Origin of the sequence: Bifidobacterium canis (assembly GCF_009727065.1) — a bacterium.
In the GTDB taxonomy this organism is placed as follows: Bacteria; Actinomycetota; Actinomycetes; order Actinomycetales; family Bifidobacteriaceae; genus Bifidobacterium; species Bifidobacterium canis.
Window position 1 is genome coordinate 152,956 of sequence record NZ_WNLP01000003.1, and the last position, 22,066, is coordinate 175,021.

The following is a 22,066-nucleotide window of genomic DNA, read 5'->3' on the forward strand; positions in this document are numbered from 1 at the left end:
GTGCACATAAACGCGGCGTCGCATTGGCATCTTGCCGGTATGGCGTCAACACAAAGAAGAAAAGAAAGGTAGAACAATGAAGTTCAATCTCAATAGGCGAGTCGCCGCAGGAGTCGCCGTTTTGCTCGCCGCATCGCTTGGCTTGGCGGGATGCTCGAATCCAACGAGTTCATCGAGCGGATCCGATGCCGACACTTCCGCAGCGGATTACTGGCCTTCGGCCACGGGCAAGCTCGACGGCGTGGAGCTCAAGTTCTGGGCGGCGCAAACGTCGAACAAGATCCCTGAGACAGTGGCGAAGAACTTCGAAAAAGCAACCGGAGCGAAAGTCACCATCGAAACGATCCCCGATAACTACGAGCAGAATGTGCAGACGAAAGTCACCACAGGTGACGTTCCCAATCTGCTGATGTGGCAGCCGACCCGCTCGATGCTCGCCGGTTTCGTGGCTCAAGACCAATTGCAGAAACTCGACAACGCCCCATGGGTGAGCAACTACGCCGATGGCATTGCCGATGCCGGCGGTGTGGTTGACAACGTGCGCTATGCGGCGATGATCTCCTCGCCATCAGTGCAAGGCGTGTTCTACAACAAAGACGTGTTCAAGAAGGCCGGCATCAACGAGCTGCCCAAGAATTGGGACGAACTCGTCGAAACGGCGCAGAAAGTCAAGAGCACGAAGGCGGCAGATTCGGCGTTCTTCGAAGCAGGCGGTTCGCAGTGGACAACGCAATACGCAGTGTCGGTGCAGCTGGCAGACGCAGCCAAGAAGGGCCTGTGGGAGCGCATCAACACCGGTAAGGAGAAGTTCACCGACAGCACCGTGCAGACGGCCGTTGACAACTACAAAGACCTCTTCGACAAGGGCCTCTACAACTCCAACGCCACAACCGCAAAGGACTCCGATGAGGCTGCGGCCCTGTGGAACGGCAAGACTGGCATGATCATCGCCGTCGGTGGCCTGTTCAATTCGGTGGCTGCCCTCGCCGATAACGATAAGGAAGCGTTGGACGAGAAGATCGGCTTCTTCCCGATCTCGACCGACGACAACATCGGCACGATCATTCCGGAACAGACGAACGCGGTGGTCTCGTTCAAGACCGGCGACTCCAAGAAGGATGCCGCTGCCCGCCAGTTCATCTCGTACTGGATGAGCGATGGCTATGAGGACTTCGTCAAAGACCAGAACGTCATCTCGTCGTTGAAGACCGTCGAGTCCCCAAGCACGATTCCTCAAGCGCTGATGGATGCCTCCGAATGCGTGAAGACTGGCGCCGGCTCGATGCAGTCGCTAGCCATCGCCAACCCCGATCTGTACCTCTATCTGGCCGAGATGATCGCAGGCACGAAGACGCCTGAGCAGGTCACGCAAGCCACGCAGGAACAGTTCGCACAGCTTGCAAAGGCTCAGGGAGCCAAGGGCTTCTAAGGCTTTTGCAATGACGGCGCATGGTGCGGGTGCCATGATTTCCCGCCCGCACCATGTGACCGCCATGTTTCAACACTATGGCCACTACAACCGGAGCAATGGGGCTCGGCAGGCCAGAAAGCTAACACCATGACTACAACTTCCACCACTACGGGTGAGGTTTCAGCGAAGAAACCCGCGCATCGCGTCAACGCCCGCATCAAACTGATGAAACAGAACTACCCGGTGCGGTTCATCGTTCCGCGATCGCGGTTCTGCTGTTCTTCTTCTTCGTTCCGACAATCCTCAACTTCGTGTTCGCATTCACGAACTGGTCGGCATTCTCGAAAACGATCGACTTCAATGGCCTCGACAATTTCAGAGACCTCTTCCAATCCGGCACGCTCACACGCGACCTGCGCACGACGTTCATCTACGCGGTGCTCGTCGCGATCTTCCAAAACACATTCGGCTTGATTCTGGCGGTGTTCCTCGAAGAAGACACCAGACTCAACCGCTTCGCCCGAGTGATGTTCTTCATCCCCGTCATCATGTCGGCGCTCGCTGTCGGCTACATTTGGCAGGCGGTGCTCAAAACCGATGGTGCACTCAACTCGCTGCTGTCGCTGATCTCCGGTGCCAATGTGCAAATCGCGTGGCTTGGCAGCCCAGTGTGGACGCTCGTGCTCGTCGCCGCCATTCACGGCTGGAAGTGGATGGGCTTGTCGATGCTGATATTCCTCGCCGGTCTCAAAACGATCGACCCGGATGTGCTTGAAGCCGCTTCGATCGATGGTGCAAACCGTAGGCAGATCTTCTGGAAGATCAAGTTCCCGCTGCTCGCTCCGGCGTTCACGTTCAACGTGGCGACGGCTCTGCTCGGCTCGATGAACGGCTTCGACATCGTTCAGGCAACCACTGCAGGAGGGCCGGGAGGTTCCACGGAGATTTTGAACATATTCGTGTGGCGCACATTCGGCAAGGGGCTGTATTCGCAGTCTACGACGATGAGCCTCGTGCTGTTCGTCATGGTGACGGCTGTGGCCTTGCCGCTGATTTGGTTCCTGCGCAGAAGAGAGGCGAAGACGCTATGAGTTCCGCAACATATGGGGCTGCTCCCAAAGTGAATGATTCGGTAGCCGTCAACAAAATGAGCAAAACGCATGTCATCGTGCACGCCATTCTGGTGGTGGTCGTGATGCTGCTGTTGCTCGGCATACCGTTCTGGCTGCTCATCGTGACGGCGGGCAAGAGCCAAGCCGAGGCCATCAATCCGAACATGAGCCTGCCGTCGCATTGGCAGTTGTTGGAGAACTTCCGCACCGTCATCACAGATGGCAAGATGGTGTCGGCGTTCTTCGGCTCGGTGCTCGTCACCGTGCCATCGGTGTTCCTGGCACTGCTGTTCGGCTCGATGGCTGCCTGGGTGCTCGCCCGCCGCACCACCAAGCCGATGGCAATCGTATACGCGCTGTCTATCTCCGGCTTGATTCTGCCGCCGGCAGTCGTCACAGTGATGATGCTGCTGAAAATGACTGGATTGTCTGGCACGATTCCCGGCATGATCGGCGTGTATGTGGGCATCTACCTCTCCACCGTCATCTTCTTCGTCACCGGTTTCATCCGAACGATTCCAGTCTCCCTCGAAGAAGCCGCACGCATTGACGGCGCTGGCCCTGCACGCATCTTCTTCACGATCGTGCTGCCGCTGCTTTTGCCAACGCTGTCTACAGCGACGATTCTCGTGACGCTCTACATTTGGAACGACGTGTTCTATTCGCTGTTCATTCTGTCGGGGAAGGTAAATCTTCTGCCGCTCAATCTGTATAACGTCGCCTCCGCCGGTCTGTATTTGAACAACTGGCATCTGATCTTCGCCTACATCATTCTCATGAGTCTCCCGCTGCTCATCGTCTTCGCCTTCGCACAGCGCAAGATCATCAGCGGCATCACCGGAGGCGCAGTGAAGTGAGTAATCTCAATATTTTTCAAGAAAGTGAATAACGATGATGCAACTCACGAAAAACGTATCGCGAGCCGTCGTTGCCGTGCTCGCGGCGGCATCCCTCGCCGCACTGCCGTGCATACCAGCGCGCGGTGAGGAATCGAGCCAAACAGCGAACGTCGGGAACGTGCTGCTGGGCAAACAGCCGACGACGAACAGCACCAATCTCATCGACACCGGAATGTCTACCGTGCCTCAGGTGACGATACTCAATCCGGCGGCTGCAACCGACGGCACATATGCCGATCTCGGCGATGCAGCCTCCACCCGAGTCAACGCAGGAGACGAAACCGGCGGTGAAGACAACGGGTACGCGCAATGGAACGACGTGTATCTGCAATACGATCTGGGGGAGAGCCGCAGCATCACCGCAGTGAACCTCTACCACAACGGGTACGAGAACGCCGTCTCCACATTCAAGCAAGTAAAAGTCGAAGTCTCGAATACCGCGGATTTCTCGCAGTCCACGGTGATCAGCGGACCCGCCGACTACGAGGAGACCACTGCGACGCATTTGGCGGCGCAGAAAATCGTGCCGACCGGAGGGCAGATCGACGCTCGCTACGTCAGAATCTGGCAGCGAGGGCACTATATTCGCAACACCAATTCATCGTGGGCTGGCTACAGCAATGGCGTGCAGTTCCGCGAAATAGAAGTGCTCGCCAAACTCAAGGATTCGGAAGCACCTCCCGCACAAGAAGAGCTGCACAATATCGCGCTGGGCAAGACTCCATACGTGTATGGCTTGGCACCCACGAATATCGAGGCGATCAACGACGGGAAGATGGACAGCAACTATGCTGTGCACAACTCGCTCGGATTGCACTGGTTGCAGTTCGAATACAAGAACACGTATCGCATTCGCAAAATAGTCGTGAAACTGGAACCGGGCACCTACGATTCCATTCGCGTCAGCATAGCGTCAACGCCAAGTTCGCGTGGAACCGCGGTCTACGAGCACAGCAACGTCACCGTGGGAGACGAGCCGATCGTCGTGGAAACCGACATGCAAGGCTCCGACGTGCGCTTCACCGTCAACAGGAACGCCAACAGTCCAACGAAATATTCGGAAGTGCAGATTTGGGCGACTGGCAGTTCCTACGATGAGTCGCGCGCGCAATATGTGTCGCCGGAATCGGAATACGACACGCTTGCGTGGAGCGACGAGTTCAACGGTGACTCCATCGACGAGAGCAAGTGGAACATCATCGATGGCATGGCGAACCACGGTGCGATCTACAACCGCGATGCAGTCGGCATCACCAAAGACGGCGACAACAGCTACCTTGCGATCAACACGAAGAACTACGGCTCGACCCAAGCGCTCAAGCAAGCCGTGGGCTACGACGATTACGGCACGCAACTCAACGAGAAGAAAGTGACGTGGTCATCCGGCCGCTTGGAATCGAAGAACAAATATTCGTTCCAGAACGGGCGCATGGCGGTTCGCGCGAAAGTCAACGATTCGCAAGGCATCTGGCCGGCCATCTGGATGCTGTCGCAAGACGAAACGGGTCACGACGAAATCGACGTGCTCGAATACTTGGGGCAGGATCCATGGACGGCTTGGACCACCAACCATTTCGGTATTCTCGACAAGAACAAGCAGTCTGATGGCAAGGCGAACACCAACTGGGAGGCGTGGAGCCAGGCATTCCACGTCTACGAAGTGGAGTGGAGCCCGGAACGCATCAACTGGTACATCGACGGGCGGTTCGTGTTCACCAGCACGCGCGGGCGTGACGATGGGCGCGACGGCATGCATAATCGCCCGATGTTCCCGATTCTCGAAACGCAGGTCGGTGACGGCTGGGTGGGAGACGTGGACTATTCACGCCAGAACACCAAGCAGAACAGCGACTTCCTCGTGGACTGGGTGCGCGTGTATCAGCGCGCAGACCAAGATCAGGTGCGTTTTGACGATCTCGAAGGACTGAGTGATGCCAAGCAGTTCCCCGCAGGGGCGTATCGCATCGGCTCGTCGGCGGCGACCGACGGTTTGGAAACCGTGTCGAACGGCAGCGAGCAATGGCAGAACAAGAACAACTTCTTCTATGGAGGCCAGCCGAGGTATGAGACGAACCGCGTCATGACCAAGGAAGATGCGGGCGCGGATCAGTCGATCACATGGTATGTGCCGGGCGCGAAAGACGCGCATCTGACGGCGTATTACCAGACGATCTACGATCGATACGACTGGTCGAACGCGGCGAACGAATGGCACGGTTACTCCATTCGCTCCGGACTCAACGACGGCGCGAACATCGACTTCCGTGTGGAAACATCAAAAGACGGGGCGACGTGGGAGCTGGCGACGGTTTCCGTGGTCGACAACTACGTTGAAGACTACCCGGCATACGCTCGCACGACGTTCGACGCCTACTCATTGCCGGAAGGCACGAAATATGTGCGTGCGGTGTTCCCGAACCTCAACGGGGTCACATATTCCACCGCTGCAGGCGAACGTCTACCAGTGCTGCATACCGATGTGCAACTCGCAAAAGCGACGTTCCTGCAGAGCAAGGAGCATGTGAACGACGTCGAACAGACGGATACGCCTGGCGAACCGACCACACCTGATGAGCCGACGACGCCAAGCAAACCGGCCGAACCGACTACGCCGACTGTGCCAAGCGGAAACACCGGTGGGAACGCCGGAACTTCCGGTTCGCAAACCGGTGTGCCAAGCGGCAAGCCGAGCCTGCCGGCATCTACCGTGAAACCATTCGCCAAAGCACCGGCTACAACGCTCGGCAAGCGCGAAGCAGCCGTAGGTGAACAGCGTCACGCCGTCGGCTTGGTGCAGACGGGTGCGCCGGTTATCTGGCCGGTTGCACTGTCGGCATTGCTCGTGACGATCGCGCTCGCCATAGTGCTTTGCGAGCACAGTCGTCGCGAAGCTAAGTCTTACAACGACTGACCGATAATTCAACGATAATCACTGAGAGGGTGAGGTTGGCTCTGCCGCCTCACCCTCTCGGTTTATTAGTCAAACCGCGCGCATCAGCCCACGAGCTGGACGAGGTTTTGTGAAGCAAATGTAGAGATGCGATAATTTGTAACTAGTGATGCCAGAGTCTAGGAGGCGTCCGGAGTTCAAGGAGAGAACATGAGTGGTGGAATCGTTGCGATCATTGTCATCGCAATCATAGTGGTGCTGGTGATCTGGGTGATCAGCATGTACAACGGCCTGGTCACCATGCGCAATCGCGTCAGCAATGGTTGGGCTCAGGTAGACGTGCTGCTCAAGCAGCGCGCCGATCTCATTCCGAATCTCGTGGAAACGGTGAAGGGCTACGCCGGGCACGAGTCGAACGTGTTCACGCGGGTGACGCAGGCGCGCGCCGGAGTGATCGCGGCGGCGAACAATCCGAACACGACGCTCGAGCAGCGCGCGGCAGCCGAGCAGCAGTTGAGCAATGCCATGGTCAATCTGCGCGCCACTGCCGAGGCATACCCAGATCTCAAGGCGAATCAGAACTTCATGGATCTGCAGCAGAAGCTGGCTGGTTTGGAAGACAAGATTGCGTACGGCCGCCAGTTCTACAACGATGTTGTGCTCAAATACAACAACAAGATCATGCAGGTGCCGACGAACATCATCGCCAACATGTTCCACTTCATGCCGGCCCAATACTTCAACGTCGACGAGCAGACGCGTCAGAACGTGCCGCAAGTCAAGTTCTAGCGTCAGTGTCCGGCGTGCTCGTGCAGCTCATTGTGCTGCGCGAACACGCCGAATATTGTGTGTGCTCGCATATGCGAGCGGTAAGCGTGTGCAATAGAACTGGGAAAACCGATGAAAAGACTGGGTAAATCAGCGTTCACGTCGATCACGGTCAGTGTGATACTCGTCGCCATCGTCGCGATGTTCGGCGTGCTGGAAGCGAATGGTAACGACTCTGATCTCACCTACAATTCGCTTGATTACGACGTGACCGTCGAGCAGAACGGCGATCTGCGCATTCGCGAGACCATCGATATGAAGTTGGATTCGCGCACTGATGACGATGACAACACCGTGCCGTGGAAGCAGTTGTTTCAGCAGTACACGCTGAATCCGTCGAAGTTGACGAATATCACGAACATCAGCGTGACGAATCTGAGTTCCGGCAAGAAGTATTCGCAGATAGATCCGCAATCTCCGAGTGACGTGCCGCTGAGCACGTGGAACAGTAAATATGCGAATCATTGGTATATCGCCGACGTCACCGACGACGAAGATGATCCTCAGCCGTTCGACACGAAAACGGATGGGGTGGCGAGCAGCGCGGACGACGATGATGCGAAGACTGTGGAGATCGGCTGGAACATTCCCGCCACCGAGTCGCGGTCGAGCCTGCGGTTCCAGATCGACATGACCTGGGAAGGCGTGACGACCGAATACAACGACGTCGCAAAATTCCAGTGGGAGCCGTTCGGGGAATCGAACCCGACGCCGATCAAGGTGATGAACACCACCGTGACGCTGCCGGAAGGCGCGAACAGCAAGAGCATGTGGGCGTGGCTGCACTATGCCGGCAACTCCACTACGAGTCACTCGGGGAACAAGCTCCAATTCACCGCCTACAACGTGGATGCAGGGCGATACCTCGACATGGTGGTCATGGTGAACGCCAACCTCATGAAGGGTGTGAAACGGCACAACAACTCCGATACTCGTCAGTGGACGATCGACGACGAAACACGGCAGGAACAGCAATGGCGTGAGCGACAGCACAAGCAGGCCGTTCAGCGACTGGTTGTGTGGATTTCGTTCGCAGTTGCTGGCTTGGCGCTCGCGATCTTCGGCATCTATTCCGCAATCAAGAGCGTGAAGGCGAGCCGATACACCGGCGACATCACATATTGGCGCGACCCGCCGCAAATGAGCCCAGCTGCTGCGGCACGACTCTACGACGTCGTGGCACCAGGCAAAAAGAGTGGCACGTTGAGCAACAGGGAGATGGCAGCCACAGCCATGTCGCTGGTGAGCAAGGGCGCGATCGCCATCTACCCGGGCAATGCAGACACCTATCGTGGCATCGACATGAGTCGCGCGAATTCCGCTTCACTCGCACAGATGATTTCGATGCAGGCGGAACACAACAGAAAGTTCAGCAAAACAAGCACTGTGGTGATCATGCCGCGTGCGCTTGCAGATGTGCACACCGAACTCAATCTGAGCCAGTCGGAGGAGCGCCTGCTCGACATCTTCAAAGAGGCATACAAACGGTTGAACACGCCGGTGTTCGACTTCGACCAGATGAATCGCGCTTTCAAGAAGTGGGAGAAGGGCTACAAGGCTGTCGAACGCTTCGACTCTGCCTGCGAGCAGGAGCTCACGCAGCTGAACGCCACGAAGAGCGTGGGCGGTGCGGCGACAACATGCGGCACGCTTTCGATCATTCTGGCATTGTTGGGCGCGTTCGTGTTCGTCAGCGTCGACAATAACATCGCGCTCGCACTGTGCATCAGTTTGCCGACTGCGATCGCGGGCGTGTTCGCGGCTTCATACAGCGTTCACACCGGTTTGACCGATACCGGCCAGCCATATGCCGGTCAGGTGCTCGGTTTGGCGCACTATCTGGAAGACTTCAGTGAGTTCTCCGACCGTGGTGTGCTTGACTTGACGCTGTGGGACAGGTACTTGGTCTACGCCACCGCGTTCGGCATTTCGAAGAAGGCTTTGCAGCAGCTGGCTGAGGCATACCCTGAAGTGAACGACCCCGGTTGGCTCGACAGCAACGCGAGCACGATGGGCTTGGTGTATTGGTCCACCAGACCATCGACGATCGCGGGCGCTGGCTTCGGCAATCTTGCATCCGGCAACGGTGGCTTCTCGGCTGGGTTCGGCGACCTCGGCACGCAGATCAGCTCCGGCTTCTCGTCGATTCAGTCCACGATCAGTGCCGCCGCACCATCCTCGTCGGGCGGCTCCGGTGGCTCGTTCAGTGGCGGTGGTTTCGGCGGTTCCGGAGGCGGTTCCGGCGGAGGCTCCTTCGGCGGCCGCTAATATCTGGTCGTTGCAATCCTCAGCTGTTTGCAATCCCCAGCAAAACTAGTGCTGCCGCTGTTGGCAGATTCTCTCCGAGTTCTGTTGGCAGCGGCACATGCGACTGCGCAAACGGCAAATTCATATGCCAAAACGTCAAATCCATATGTCAAAACAGCAAGAATACTGTATTTTCGCTGTTCTGACATATGGATTTGACGTTTTTACAGTATTTCATCCCATAAAACATGCTAAAACAGCAAAACAAAGTGTAGAAACAGCAAATATGATACTTTTGCTGTTTTGCAGATTATTTTGCTGTTTTACTGCTTTTGGCATGAATATGTAAGTCAAAACAGCAAAACCAGTTGGTAAAACGGCAAATGATCGGTTGTTTTGCTGTTTTGTCGATTGGATTTGACGTTCTAATATTTAGATTTGACGTTTTGACAGGTGGTTTGTCGCTGTGCTCTATAGATTTGATGTCCTGACAGATGGATTTGCCGTTGCCGGCAGGTGCTGTAGAGTATCTGTCGGCAACGGCAAATTAGTGAATAATAATTCAATTATTTAATATATTATTATTAATAAATATTCTATAGATTAGAAGTCCCAGTCTTCGTCGTCGGTTTCTTCGGCCTTGCCCATCACATAGGAGCTGCCGGAGCCGGAGAAGAAGTCGTGGTTCTCGTCGGCATTCGGCGAGAGTGCGGCGAGAATCGCCGGATTCACATTGCAGATCTCGCTCGGGAACAGCGCCGGATACCCCAGATTCATCAATGCTTTGTTTGCGTTGTAGTGCAGGAACATCTCGACGTCATCGCTCAAACCCACCTCGTCATACAGCGAATGTGTGTAGGCAACTTCGTTGTCATACAGTTCGTTGAGCAGATCGTACGTGTAGCTTTCCATCTCGCTGCGCTTCGCGTCGCTGGCCAGGGCGAGCCCTTGCTGATATTTATAGCCGATGTAGTAGCCGTGCACGGCTTCGTCGCGAATAATCAAGCGAATAACATCTGCTGTGTTCGTCAGCTTTGCATGCGCGGAGAAATACATCGGCAAATAGAATCCGGAATAGAACAGGAACGATTCGAGCAACGTCGACGCGACCTTGCGTTTGAGCGGATCATCGCCCTCGTAGTAGTCGAGCACGATCTGCGCCTTGCGCTGCAGGTGCGGATTCTGCTCACTCCAGCTGAACGCGTCGTCGATCTGCTTCGTCGAGCACAGCGTCGAGAAAATCGACGAATAGCTCTTCGCGTGCACGCTCTCCATGAACGCGATGTTCGTGTAAACGGCCTCTTCGTGCGGGGTGAGCGCGTCTGGAATCAAGCTGACCGCGCCCACCGTGCCCTGAATCGTGTCGAGCAGCGTCAAGCCGGTGAACACGCGCATCGTGAGCGTGTGCTCAGCTTCACTCATATTGCGCCAATCTGGAATATCGTTGGAAACCGGCACTTTTTCGGGAAGCCAGAAGTTGCCGGTGAGACGATCCCAAACTTCGAGGTCTTTTTCGTCTTCCAGCCGGTTCCAGTTGATGGCGGTCACGCGGTCGATGAGCTTTGGCATGGTGTTCTCCTTATTTGCAAGTACAAGTATTGAAATTGAGTTAAGTATTGCGCAGGCGCGCGGTGTTGCATAGCGTTGTGTGTTCAGCGTGCAATCCGAACTCGTGTTCAGAGCATGCAGCTCACGCAGCCCTCCACTTCGGTACCTTCGAGCGCCTGTTGGCGAATGCGGATGTAATACAGCGTTTTGATGCCCTTGCGCCACGCGTAGATCTGCGCTTTGTTGAGATCGCGCGTCGTCACCGTGTCGGGGAAGAACAGCGTGAGCGAGAGCCCCTGATCCACGTGTTTGGTGGCCTCCGCGTACGTGTCGACAATCGCCTTCCAGCCGATTTCGTACGCGTCGGCATACATGGCGAGGTTCTCGTTCGTCATGTAAGGCGCCGGGTAATACATGCGGCCGATCTTGCCTTCTTTGCGAATCTCGATTTTCGACGCGATCGGGTGGATCGAGCTCGTGGCGTGATTGATGTATGAGATCGAGCCGGTCGGCGGAACGGCCTGCAAATACTGGTTGTAGATGCCGTCGCGCAGAATCGCCTGCTGCAGCGCGCGCCAATCGTCGGCAGTGGGAATCTGCACGCCGAACTTCGCGAACAGCTCGCGCACGGTGTTCGTGCGCGGCGCGATGTCGAGCGAACCGTCCAAATATTTGTCGAAATAGTTACCCTCGCCGCTCGGTTTCGCATAATCAGAACTTGCGAAACTCGCGAACGGCGTGCCATTTTCCACGGCGAGCTCGTGCGACGCCGTGTATGCGTGGAAGGCGACCGTCATGAAATAGATGTTCGTGAAGTCGAGTGCCTCCTCACTGCCGTAGAGAATGCCTTCGCGCGCGAGGAAGCCGTGCAGATTCATCTGACCCAAGCCAATGGCGTGCCCTTCGTCGTTCGCGCGGCGAATCGACGGCACGCAGTCGATATGCGTGTTCTGCGAAACCGCGGTGAGCGCGCGAATGGCGGCGTTCACCGGCGTGGCGAGCCCGCCGTCCATGGCGCGCGCAATGTTCAGCGAGCCGAGATTGCAGCTCACGTCGCGCCCCACGTGCGCGTAACTCAAATCTTCGTTGTATTCGCTCGGTTCCTGCACCTGCAGAATCTCCGAGCACAGGTTGCTCATCGTGATGTGCCCGGCGATGGGATTCGCCCGATTCGCCGTGTCCTCGAACAGAATGTACGGGTAACCGGACTCGAACTGAATCTGCGCGAGCGTAGTGAAGAACTCGCGCGCGTCGATCATCTTCTTATGAATGCGCTCGTCTGCTAGCATTTCCTCATATTTTTCGGTCACGTTGATGTCTGCGAACGGCACGCCATACACGCGCTCGACATCATACGGACTGAACAGCGCCATCTGACGCTTCTCCTTGGCGAGCTGGAACGTGATGTCGGGAATCACAACGCCAAACGCGAGCGACTTGATGCGAATCTTCTCGTCGGCATTCTCTCGCTTCGTGTCGAGGAACTTCAAAATATCGGGGTGATGCGCGTGCAGGTATACGGCACCAGCACCTTGGCGCGCGCCGAGTTGATTCGCGTAGCTGAACGAGTCTTCGAGCAGTTTCATCACGGGGACCACGCCACTCGACTGGTTTTCGATGTGCTTGATCGGCGCGCCCTCCTCGCGCAGATTGCTCAGCAGCAGCGCCACGCCACCGCCGCGCTTGCTCAACTGCAGCGCCGCGTTGATGCCGCGCGAAATCGACTCCATGTTGTCTTCAATGCGCACGAGGAAACAGCTGACGGGTTCGCCGCGCTGCGCTTTGCCGAGATTCAGGAACGTCGGGGTGGCTGGCTGGAAGCGGCCAGACACGATCTCTTCGAGCGTCGTATTCGCCATCTCTTCGTCGCCGTTTGCGAGAGTGAGCGCCACCGCCGCGGCACGTTGCGCGAAGTTCTCGAGATAGCGTTCGCCGTCGAACGTTTTGAGCGCATACGACCTGTAGAACTTGAACGCGCCCAGGAACGTCTCAAACTCGTCGGTTTCGCCGAACTCGCTGCGTAGCTCTTCCGCGCGAGCGTAGAAACGGTCGAGGAACTCGGGGGAGTAGCGCTCGAACACGGCCGCTTCGTAGTATGCGTTGTCGATCAAGTAACGCAGACGCTCGCCCGTGCTGGCGAACTGCATCGTGCGCGGCGCGACGTGGTTGGCGAGGAATGCGCGCACCGCCTCGTGGTCTTTGTCGAACTGGATCTGCCCCTGCTCATCGTAGAGATTGAGCATGGCATTGAGGGCATGGTAGTCGTTTGAAGGATTGCTTGAAGTACTCATGATGCTTTTCTGTGGTGGTTGTGCGGTTTGTGCGGTTTGCGCTGATTTGCTGTTTTGGCAAAGCAGCAAATCAGAGGATTTCTTTTAGCTGGGGTGTTCGGCGAAGAACTTCGCGACGCCGTTGCGCACGGCAGTCACGTCTTCGCGCGTGCCCATCAGTTCGAAGCGATACATAAGCGGCACGCGGCATTTGCGCGCTACGATCGGCCCTGCAGCTGCGTATGCTTCGCCGAAATTCGTGTTGCCGGACGCGATCACCCCGCGAATCCACTGGCGATTGCCGGCGTCGTTGAGAAAACGCTTCACTTGCACAGGCACGGCTTTGCGCGCGTCGCCGCCGCCGTATGTGGGCACGATCAGAATAAACGGCTCGTGCACGGTCAGCGGATCGTCGGCGGGCAGCAGCGGGATGCGCCGCACGTTCACGCCGAGTGCCGGAAAATCACAGCTGTCGACGAACCGCTCGGTGTTGCGCGAGGCCGACGAAAAATAGACGATCGCGCTCATCGCAGTCCCGCGCCCGCTTGTGCCGGTTCTGCTGCGAGCTGGCGAATCTTGTCTGGGCGGTAGCCCGACCACCAGTCTTCGCCCGCGACCACAACGGGAGCCTGCTTGAAGCCGGCTTCCTGCAGCTGTGCCAATGCGTGAGCGTCCTGCGTGATGTCGATGACGCCGTACTCCAATCCCATTCGATCGAATGCGCGCTTGGTCGCTGCGCATTGCGGGCAGTTTGGCTTGGAATATACTGTGATCTGCATGGCTCCTCGGTTCACTTCATGGTTGTGATTATTGAAAGCACATATAACCATATCTTGTGCCTGCTAGTTGCATAGAGCACAATATCTAGTGATTTGTTGATGTGATGAAAACCACATTGCGCGCGTGACGCCAAGACACGCGGTGCAATTATTGGCGAACACTTCGCAACCGCTTTTGCCGACGGTCAATGTGCCCGCAAACCGCGTGTGATGTTTCTCACACGACGCACCGAGCCGTTCGCTATTTGACGCACTCCCTTTCTACCGCGCAACTGATGTGTTGGTCGCGAAGAAGCAGGCAGAGGCAAACCCGTATGATGGAGGAGGAATGTGCTGCGCTGACGCTGCGGCACGGCGAGGCACGAAGCAGAACGCGCGTACGCAGAGGCTCACATAAGGAGAACATATGGTATTGCACAGGAATCTCGGCCCATTCGACACCACGGCGATCGGTCTTGGCGAAATGCCGCTGACTATCGAGAACAATCTCGGCCCGCAGATGGGCATCGACACCATTCACGCCGCGCTCGACGCCGGCTGCCGCCAGATCGACACCGCGTGGGCGTATTACTGCTCCGGTGGCGAGGAGCAGACTGGCGAAAAGCTCGTGCGCGAGGCGATGAGCACATGGAAGGGACCGAAAGACGAAGTGCTCGTGGCTACGAAAGTCGGCCATTTCCGCAACTTCACCGACGGCAAGCCAACGTGGGACGTCGACGGCCGCCCGGAGAACCTGATTCGCCGCGCCAAGGAGAGCGCGCTCGCCCTCGGTGTCGACACGATCGACCTGCTCTACTTCCACCGCCCAGACCCGAAGATTCCGTACGGCGAATCATGCGAGGCGATGAAGGAGATCGCCAAGCAGGGCGTCGCCCGCACCATCGGCATTTCCAACGCGTCGATCGAGCAGATCGACATTGCGCGCGAGATTCTCGGCGACCTGTTCGTCGCCGTGCAGAACCAGTATTCGCCGATTTACACAGAAACCATTGACACGCTTGATTACTGCGGCAAAGTTGGCCTGAGCTTCGTGTGCTGGAGTCCGCTCGGCGGCTTCCGCAAGCCGAAGGACGAATCGAAGTTCGACCCGTTCCGTGAAGTCGCCGCCGCGCACAACGTGAGCTATCAGCAGGTGGTGCTCGCGTGGGAGCTCGCCAAGGGCGACCATGTGTTCGTGATCCCTGGCGCGCATCGTCCGGCTACGATTCTCGACAGTCTGCACGCCGGCGAACTCGAACTCAGCGAGGAAGAACTCGCCAAGCTCGGCTGAAATCCGCCGAATATTGGGTAATTATTAGGTATTACCGCACCTAGTGTCTGCTGTGCGCGGCAGCTTCGCCGCGCACGCGCGCACGGGCATGGCGGTCGTGCGGCAGTGCCGCTATACTATGCGTGTTCTTGTAATAGATCTCTTATGTAGATAGACAGCTCGCCGGCGCATCCGGCCGCGAAAGTGTGGGGACATGAAACGTCGTAGAAAACCAGAAGTGCTCGCTCCCGCGGGTAATCTGCGCGGACTCAAAACCGCCGTCGATTATGGCGCCGACGCCGTGTATTGCGGCGGCAAATCGTTCGGCATGCGTTCCGCTCCGCGCAATTTCAGCATCGACGATTTTCGCGAGGGCGCGGCATATGCGCATGAGCACGGCGCGCGCGTCTATGTGACGCTTAATATTCTGCCGCGCAACAACGAGATCACCGCGATCGAACGCTACATCGAAGACCTGCGCACCACCGGCGTGGACGCGCTCATCGTCACCGACATCGGCGTGATGATGCTGGCGCACCGCATCGCACCAGAGCTCGAACTGCACGTGTCTACGCAGGCTGGCGTCACGAATTATCTCGCCGCCAACACGCTCTATGATCTCGGCGCGCGTCGCGTGGTGCTCGCTCGCGAAATGGATTTGCAGGCTGTGCGTGACATTCGTGCGAACGTGCCCGACGATCTCGATATCGAAACTTTTGTGCACGGCTCGATGTGCATGGCGTTCTCCGGCCGCTGCCTGATCTCGAATTATTTGACCGGGCGTGACGGCAACCACGGCGAATGCGCACAGCCGTGCCGTTGGAAATATTCGCTCGTCGAAGAGAAACGCCCGGGGCAGGTGTTCCCGGTGGAGGAGACTTCGCAGGGCACATATCTGTTCAATTCGCAAGATATGAACATGATGGAGCATATCGACGATCTGATCGACGCGGGCGCTACCAGCTTGAAGATCGAGGGGCGTTCGAAGAGTGCGTATTATGTGGCGACGATGACGAATGCCTACAAAAGCGCGGTTAACGAATATATGATTCAGCGCGGTTTTGAAGACGAAGACGGCAATGAGCTCAAGCCGTTCGAAGACCGCGTCATTCGCGCAAACTCGCCGGAAGCAGAGGCGTTGGCGGAGGAAGCAGAACGCGATGAGATCATGCTCAACGCCGACAAAGCGTTCCCGGGTATGCCGAATTGGGACAGCGCGTCTGACGAGGGGGAGATCTCAAACCGTGAGGCCCGCCGCACCGGTTTGGAACGTCAACGCCAGCTCGTCGATGAAGCTGCGGATGGCTGGCAGCATGCAGCCGTTCGCCCTGCCGAGCACGTCAAGCTGCCGCAGTGGCTGCTTGAGGAGCCATACAAAGTGGCACATCGCGACTACAGCACCGGCTTCTACTACCCGGAGCAGAAGGTGACGCAGAACACCGACCGTAGCGCGTACTTCCGCGATTGGCTCGTCGTTGGCGAAGTGCTCTCGTGGAGCCCTGAAGAGGGTGGTCGCGTGACGATCATGAGCCGCAACAAAATCGAGCCGGGGCAGCTCGTGGAGTTCCTACTGCCAGGGCGCGCGCCACTCGAATACACGGTGCCGGCCGAGGGAATCCGCGATGCGGACGGCGAACCGGTGGAGATGGTGAACAATCCGGCGCACGTGTTCTCGTTGCCGCTCGCCGTTGAGGTTCCGGTGAATGCGGCGCTGCGCTCGCGCACGAAGAAGCCGACCCTCAAAGCCGAATAACGGAGATGACTGGAAGCTAAAGCGCTGTTACTGGTGACGCATTGCGGCTAAAGTGTGGCGTATGAGTGAATCCGAACAGAAGAATACTTCGCCGACGAACGACGGCGCAGACACCGGCGCGCAACACGCCGACAACAGCAACGCGCAGCAGGCCAATACCAACGCAGAGCAGCAGAATGCACAGCAGCATAAGGTGCAGATCAATCTTGACGATCTTCTGCACGCAGTGCAGGCGCATGGCCAGAAAACCGTGCAGGAAGAAGACAAACTCGCCCGCGAAGGCGTGCATGACGCCGAAGGCAAGGAATACGACGACGCCATTTTGAACAGCTCGGCGATCGAGCCGACCGACGATGAGGGCAACCCGATTCCGGTGACGATCCCGATCGTGCTCGCACCCGGCATCAATGTGGTCTACACGACCCGTTTGGGTGGCGTGAGCGCCGAAGAGTGGGCGCATTTCAATCTCGGCGGCAAGTCGGGCGATGACCCCGAGCACGTCGAACGCAATCGCGAGGCGCTTGCCAACGAACTGCATGTGAAGCTTTCGCTGATCAATCAGGTGCATTCCGGCAAGTCCATCGACATTGATGAACTGTATGCGGAGAACAAGCCGTTTGGCTTCGACGCCTCCGGTTCGCATAACGCCAAGCAAGCCGAGGCGAAGCGCAACGGCGAGCCAGTGGTCGACGACGTGGAATCCGAGGATTTAGACGTGCAGGTGATCGAAGGCGACGCACAGGTGACCACAAAGCAAGGCATCGCCATCGGCGTGTTCGCCGCCGACTGCCTGCCGGTGCTGCTCGCCGACCCGAAGGCCGGTGTGATCGCAGCCGCGCATTGCGGGCGCAAAGGCTTGCAGCGCAACGTGATCGCCGCTACCGTCGACATGATGGTGAAGAAGGGCGCGAGCAAAGAGAACATCGTCGCCACGCTCGGCCCCGCCATCTGCGGTGACTGCTACGAAGTCGGCGACCAGATTGCCGACGAATTCGACGCACAGTTCCCCGGCACGTTCACGTTGACCCGTTTCGGCGGCCCTGGCATCGACATCAACAAGGCCGCACTCATGGAGCTCAAGCAGGCGGGCGTGAAGGAAGACCACATCTTCTCGTCGCAGCCGCGTGTGAATGCAGCTACGCAATACTTGGATCAAGACGCCGAGCTCGCTGAACTGTGCCGCGAAGACAACGAAGGGGATCCGGCTCTCGAAGAGCGCATCAAGGGCATTCGCCACAGCATGTGCACGTTGGAGAACCCGCTGTGGTTCTCGCACAGGCGCGCCCAGCTCGCACACAAGAAGCACGAAGGTCGCATGCTCGCGCTTATCGTGCGTCAATAGCCCCGTGCCCGTTTCACGCAATGTTCTACGCATTGCAGGCGCATACTGAGAAATTGCCGAGGAACGTAGAGAACACCTCGGCGAACAATTGAAAAGCCGTGATTGGAGAAACTAATGACTACTCAAGAGAATGAAGCGCAGGCTCCTGTCGTCGCCGTGGTGCTCGCGGCAGGCGCTGGCGTTCGCTTCGACCCGCAGAACCCGAAGCAGCTCGTCGCATTGAACGGCAAGCCGATCGTCGGCTGGAGCATCGAGGCGTTCGAGAACAACGAGAACGTCGACGACATCGTGGTGGTGGTGAACGACACCGTGCACGCCGCCGTCGAAGAGTTGGTGAACACGGCAGGCTACGGCAAGGTGCGCGCGATCATCAAGGGCGGCGCCGAACGCAGCGATTCCACTGAGGCTGCGCTCGCCCTGCTCGAAGAGGCCGGCATTCCGGAAAACGCGAAGCTGCTGATTCACGACGCGGTTCGCCCGTTCGTCTCGCAGCAGCAGATCAACGCGTGCATCGACGTGCTCAACGAGTTCACGGCGGCGACCGTGGCGTGCCCGTCCACCGACACGATTCTGCTGACCCAGGATCTCGGCGACCGCGAGACGATCAAATCGGTGCCGGAACGCCGTCACTCGTTCCGCGCGCAGACCCCGCAGGCATTCCGTTTCAGCACGATTCGCCGTGCTTACGACAAGGCTGCCGGAGATCCTGACTTCCAGCCGACCGACGACACGCGAGTTGTGGTGGATTATCTGCCGAACGAACCTGTGGCGATTGTCGCCGGCTCGCCGATGAACATGAAGGTGACCACGCAAGACGACATGCCGCTGGCTCAGGCGATCGCGCAGACCATCGCGCCGAACGACGCGAAGGAACAGGTTCGCCGCATGTTCAGCGACGCGCTCGGCATGTAAGCACACGCACATACGCGCAAATATTGGAAATACTAGGAACACTCGAATAATTCGCGACGAAAACGACGGAAAGAGAACGATGCAGGAACTCTCGGTAGTCATGTCTGGATTCGACCCCTATGAAGACGTCGAGGTGAATCCGGCGCTGATCGTGCCCGACACGCTTGCAGCGCAAGGCGTTATGCCACTAACCGACGATCAGAACGACCCGTTGCACGACTTGAGCGTGCGCGTTCACGCCGTGCACATGCCGGTGAGTTTCGCGAAGGCGTGGCCGATTCTGCAGAACGCGCTCGACGAATACAAGCCGAACATTGTGATCGCCACCGGATTGAAGCGCGCATCGCGCGGCATTCTGCTCGAACGCTGCGCTGCGAACATCAAAGACACGAACCGGCCGGATGCCGACAACCGCATTCCACGCCACGGCGTGATTCGCGATGACGGTCCGGCGGCATATTGGACCGGCTTGCCTCTGAACGCGATTATCGGCGCGTTCGCGCAAGACGACATCGCCGCCTCGCTGAGCTCGAACGCCGGCACGTTCGTGTGCAATGCGCTGTTCTACAAACTGCAGGATTGGGCGGCTCGCCAAGAGCGCACGCTGAGCGGCTTCGTGAACTTGCCGCCGGTTGACGAGCACGAGCACAGTCAGCATGGCTTGACGCTCGACCAGCAGCTCACGGCATGCAGAGACGTTATTCGAGAGACTGCGAGATATTATGTGAAGCCGATTGGCGTGAACGCGCTGATCGCCTAACTTTTCTTCGCTGAATGTTGATTTTTGACCATTCGCGCGTTTTTCGCGATGGAACGCATTAAAGTGCAGATTAATGCGGTCTTGTGAAAGATGTACGCGTAAGGAACTTCGGAAAGGGTAAATATGGTAGATCGTTTCCCCGTCGTATTGCGCGGTTACGACAAAGAACGTGTCGATGAGGCGATGCAGGCGGCGCAGGCGAGCATCGACAGCCTGCGCGAACAAGTCAAGGCAGGCGACGACACCGTGCTGCAGTTGCAGGCGCAGCTGCAGGAAGAAAGAATCGTAAGGCGAACAGCGACAACACGTTCGCTTCTTTGGGCGCAAACGCTCAGCAGATGCTCGCCTCCGCGGAGCAGACGAGTACCGAACTGCTCGAGCGCGCGAAAAAAGACGCCGCTTCTGCGCGCACCGAAGCGCAGTCGCAGTCGCAGACGCTCATCAATAATGCGAAAATCGACGCGCAGCACTTGGTCGATGACGCGCAGGCCAAGGCAGATACTCTGCTGAAGAATGCGCAGAACGAGGCGAACACCATCGTCACGAACGCGCGTCAGGAAGCCGACCAGCTGCGCGCTTCCACCGCGAAGACGGTGAGCGATCAGCGTCAGGCGCTTGATCTTGAGCTGACCAACTCCCGCGAAGAGCACAAGAAGCGCCTGGCTTCCGAACGCGCTCAGCAGGAGCGTGAGATCGCTGATCTGAGTGCTCAGACCGCGAAGACGATCTCCGAGCAGCGCAAGAGCGCAAACGAAGAGATGGCTCGCCTGAAGAGCGAGACGAATGATCAGATCGAGACTGCGCTTGCCGACGCGAACAAGAAGCTCGCTGACGTGCGCGAGCAGGTGTCGAAGTTGATGACCGAGGCACAGCGCAAGGCCAGCGAGATCACCGATGCTGCGAAGGCGCACGCGCAGGAGATCAACGACGCCGCCGAGGTGAACCGCACGCAGACGATGAGTCAGGTGAATGCCGAGGTCGAGCAGATTCGCACCGACATCGCCGCTCAGCAAGACGAGGCGACGAAGAAGGTTCAGGAGCTGCTCAAGAGCCTTGACGAAAGCCGCCAGAGCGCGAAGGAAGAGGCGGAGAAGGAGATCGCGCAGGCAAAGCAGGCGCGTGAAGACGCCGATGCCTACGCCGCGCAGAAGCGTGAGGAAGCTGACCAGGAGGCGCGCGAGATCGTGCGCAAGGCTGGCGAAGAGGCTTCCACGCAGATCGAGGATCGTCGCAAGGCTGCTCAGTCCGAGCTCGATGGTCTGCGCCAGCGCATCGGCGAACTGCAGACTCGCGAAGCAGATATCACGCAGCGCGTCTCCGAACTTCGCTCGATGTTCGCCAACGCGTTCGCCGGTTTCGGTTTCGGCATCGACAAGCATTCCACCGACACGATGTCGGTGGTGAACGCTGTGGCAGACGATGACGATGCGCCTGCCACGCACGATGATTCCGAAGGTGTGCTGATCGACCCTGAAGACACTCCTGCACAGCCACACTCGACGCCGCACCTGGCGATGCCGGTCGCGCCGTCGCTGCACGAGGAGCCTGAAACCGCTGTTGTCACACCTGTTGACGACAACAGCGACTCGACTGACGAAACATCTGACACCACTCCGGCCAGCGATGACGCACACGACGCTGACGAGCCGAGCACTGATGCTCCGATGTTTGACCAAAGCGACAACGAGCCGATCGTCCACAATGGCGAAAATGCGAACGGTGAGAACTAGCACTTACTAACTAGTAGCTGACAGAGTTCAAGGCCCTCTCAATGCATATTGAGAGGGCCTTTCTTTATTTCTATTTAAGGGCATTTTCATTTACCTCACTATCTGGAGCATGTAAGAAGAGGGCAATCGGACGCCCCAGATATGTGTATGTATTCATCACTTTTCGTAGGAATAAAAATACTGTGATCTAGCTCACAATAGAGATAGTGTCAAAAAATCTGCTAAATCATAGAAGCAGTAGCTGATATATTTCGGAATTAAAGGATTATTTACATATCTATTGCAAAACATGCTGATTAAAGCGCCAAACATGCAAAGCGACTGTTCTCGAACCTA

At 57.5% G+C, this 22,066-nt stretch carries 15 protein-coding genes and 1 pseudogene; 12 read left to right on the forward strand and 4 right to left on the reverse strand.

Features of this window, described 5'->3' with window-relative positions:
- The first annotated feature begins 76 nt into the window (after positions 1-76).
- The 6 genes from GSD1FS_RS04480 to GSD1FS_RS04505 all read left to right on the forward strand — a co-directional run bounded on the left by GSD1FS_RS04480 (position 77) and on the right by GSD1FS_RS04505 (position 9,408).
- Positions 77-1,429 (forward strand): ABC transporter substrate-binding protein, encoded by a 1,353-nt coding sequence (locus tag GSD1FS_RS04480; RefSeq protein ID WP_155588568.1) that lies wholly within the window; start codon positions 77-79, stop codon positions 1,427-1,429.
- Positions 1,430-1,722: 293 nt separating this feature from the next.
- Positions 1,723-2,502: a carbohydrate ABC transporter permease gene (locus GSD1FS_RS04485; RefSeq protein ID WP_343030198.1), complete on the forward strand. Its 780-nt coding sequence runs from the start codon at positions 1,723-1,725 to the stop codon at positions 2,500-2,502.
- Positions 2,499-3,380: a carbohydrate ABC transporter permease gene (locus tag GSD1FS_RS04490; protein WP_155588570.1), complete on the forward strand. Its 882-nt coding sequence runs from the start codon at positions 2,499-2,501 to the stop codon at positions 3,378-3,380. The genes GSD1FS_RS04485 and GSD1FS_RS04490 overlap by 4 nt, the downstream gene beginning before the upstream one ends.
- Before the next feature lie 34 nt (positions 3,381-3,414).
- Positions 3,415-6,333 (forward strand): glycoside hydrolase family 16 protein, encoded by a 2,919-nt coding sequence (locus tag GSD1FS_RS04495; protein WP_155588571.1) that lies wholly within the window; start codon positions 3,415-3,417, stop codon positions 6,331-6,333.
- Between the two features lie 189 nt (positions 6,334-6,522).
- Entirely contained in the window at positions 6,523-7,101 is a 579-nt protein-coding gene (locus tag GSD1FS_RS04500; protein WP_155588572.1) for a LemA family protein, read from the forward strand.
- A 111-nt stretch (positions 7,102-7,212) separates the two neighbouring features.
- A complete protein-coding gene (locus GSD1FS_RS04505; protein ID WP_155588573.1) occupies positions 7,213-9,408 on the forward strand; it encodes a DUF2207 domain-containing protein in 2,196 nt (731 codons plus the stop codon).
- 582 nt (positions 9,409-9,990) lie between these two features.
- On the opposite strand, the gene nrdF is transcribed toward GSD1FS_RS04505, so the two are convergent.
- The 4 genes from nrdF to nrdH form a co-directional block, all read right to left on the reverse strand.
- Entirely contained in the window at positions 9,991-10,956 is a 966-nt protein-coding gene (gene nrdF, locus GSD1FS_RS04510; RefSeq protein WP_155588574.1) for a class 1b ribonucleoside-diphosphate reductase subunit beta, read from the reverse strand.
- A 107-nt stretch (positions 10,957-11,063) separates the two neighbouring features.
- A complete protein-coding gene (nrdE, locus tag GSD1FS_RS04515) occupies positions 11,064-13,226 on the reverse strand; it encodes a class 1b ribonucleoside-diphosphate reductase subunit alpha (protein WP_155588575.1) in 2,163 nt (720 codons plus the stop codon).
- An 84-nt stretch (positions 13,227-13,310) separates the two neighbouring features.
- Complete coding sequence (nrdI, locus tag GSD1FS_RS04520; RefSeq protein WP_155588576.1) at positions 13,311-13,733, reverse strand: class Ib ribonucleoside-diphosphate reductase assembly flavoprotein NrdI; 423 nt, start codon at positions 13,731-13,733, stop codon at positions 13,311-13,313.
- Positions 13,730-13,984: a glutaredoxin-like protein NrdH gene (gene nrdH / locus GSD1FS_RS04525; protein WP_155588577.1), complete on the reverse strand. Its 255-nt coding sequence runs from the start codon at positions 13,982-13,984 to the stop codon at positions 13,730-13,732. Before nrdH ends, nrdI begins: the two co-directional genes overlap by 4 nt.
- A 406-nt stretch (positions 13,985-14,390) precedes the next feature.
- On the opposite strand from nrdH, the gene GSD1FS_RS04530 reads away from it, so the two are divergent.
- The 6 genes and pseudogenes from GSD1FS_RS04530 (at position 14,391) to GSD1FS_RS04555 (ending at position 21,730) form a co-directional block, all read left to right on the forward strand.
- Entirely contained in the window at positions 14,391-15,254 is an 864-nt protein-coding gene (locus GSD1FS_RS04530; protein ID WP_155588578.1) for an aldo/keto reductase, read from the forward strand.
- Positions 15,255-15,447: 193 nt separating this feature from the next.
- Complete coding sequence (locus GSD1FS_RS04535) at positions 15,448-16,986, forward strand: peptidase U32 family protein (RefSeq protein WP_155588579.1); 1,539 nt, start codon at positions 15,448-15,450, stop codon at positions 16,984-16,986.
- A 250-nt stretch (positions 16,987-17,236) separates the two neighbouring features.
- Positions 17,237-18,328: a purine nucleoside phosphorylase YfiH/LACC1 family protein gene (locus GSD1FS_RS04540; RefSeq protein WP_343030204.1), complete on the forward strand. Its 1,092-nt coding sequence runs from the start codon at positions 17,237-17,239 to the stop codon at positions 18,326-18,328.
- Between the two features lie 114 nt (positions 18,329-18,442).
- The gene (locus GSD1FS_RS04545) at positions 18,443-19,240 is read left to right on the forward strand and encodes an IspD/TarI family cytidylyltransferase (RefSeq protein WP_155588581.1); all 798 of its coding nucleotides are present in this window, start codon (positions 18,443-18,445) and stop codon (positions 19,238-19,240) included.
- 79 nt (positions 19,241-19,319) lie between these two features.
- Positions 19,320-20,000: a pyroglutamyl-peptidase I gene (locus GSD1FS_RS04550; protein WP_155588582.1), complete on the forward strand. Its 681-nt coding sequence runs from the start codon at positions 19,320-19,322 to the stop codon at positions 19,998-20,000.
- Between the two features lie 123 nt (positions 20,001-20,123).
- Positions 20,124-21,730 (forward strand): annotated as a pseudogene (locus GSD1FS_RS04555) (cell division protein).
- Positions 21,731-22,066: the final 336 nt, after the last annotated feature.

Coding starts and splice junctions, on each gene's coding strand:
- GSD1FS_RS04480 (WP_155588568.1), top strand. CDS start 77: ATGAAGTTCAATCTCAATAGGCGAGTCGCCGCAGGAGTCGCCGTTTTG.
- GSD1FS_RS04490 (WP_155588570.1), top strand. CDS start 2,499: ATGAGTTCCGCAACATATGGGGCTGCTCCCAAAGTGAATGATTCGGTA.
- GSD1FS_RS04495 (WP_155588571.1), top strand. CDS start 3,415: ATGATGCAACTCACGAAAAACGTATCGCGAGCCGTCGTTGCCGTGCTC.
- GSD1FS_RS04500 (WP_155588572.1), top strand. CDS start 6,523: ATGAGTGGTGGAATCGTTGCGATCATTGTCATCGCAATCATAGTGGTG.
- GSD1FS_RS04505 (WP_155588573.1), top strand. CDS start 7,213: ATGAAAAGACTGGGTAAATCAGCGTTCACGTCGATCACGGTCAGTGTG.
- nrdF (WP_155588574.1), bottom strand. CDS start 10,956: ATGCCAAAGCTCATCGACCGCGTGACCGCCATCAACTGGAACCGGCTG.
- nrdE (WP_155588575.1), bottom strand. CDS start 13,226: ATGAGTACTTCAAGCAATCCTTCAAACGACTACCATGCCCTCAATGCC.
- nrdI (WP_155588576.1), bottom strand. CDS start 13,733: ATGAGCGCGATCGTCTATTTTTCGTCGGCCTCGCGCAACACCGAGCGG.
- nrdH (WP_155588577.1), bottom strand. CDS start 13,984: ATGCAGATCACAGTATATTCCAAGCCAAACTGCCCGCAATGCGCAGCG.
- GSD1FS_RS04530 (WP_155588578.1), top strand. CDS start 14,391: ATGGTATTGCACAGGAATCTCGGCCCATTCGACACCACGGCGATCGGT.
- GSD1FS_RS04535 (WP_155588579.1), top strand. CDS start 15,448: ATGAAACGTCGTAGAAAACCAGAAGTGCTCGCTCCCGCGGGTAATCTG.
- GSD1FS_RS04545 (WP_155588581.1), top strand. CDS start 18,443: ATGACTACTCAAGAGAATGAAGCGCAGGCTCCTGTCGTCGCCGTGGTG.
- GSD1FS_RS04550 (WP_155588582.1), top strand. CDS start 19,320: ATGCAGGAACTCTCGGTAGTCATGTCTGGATTCGACCCCTATGAAGAC.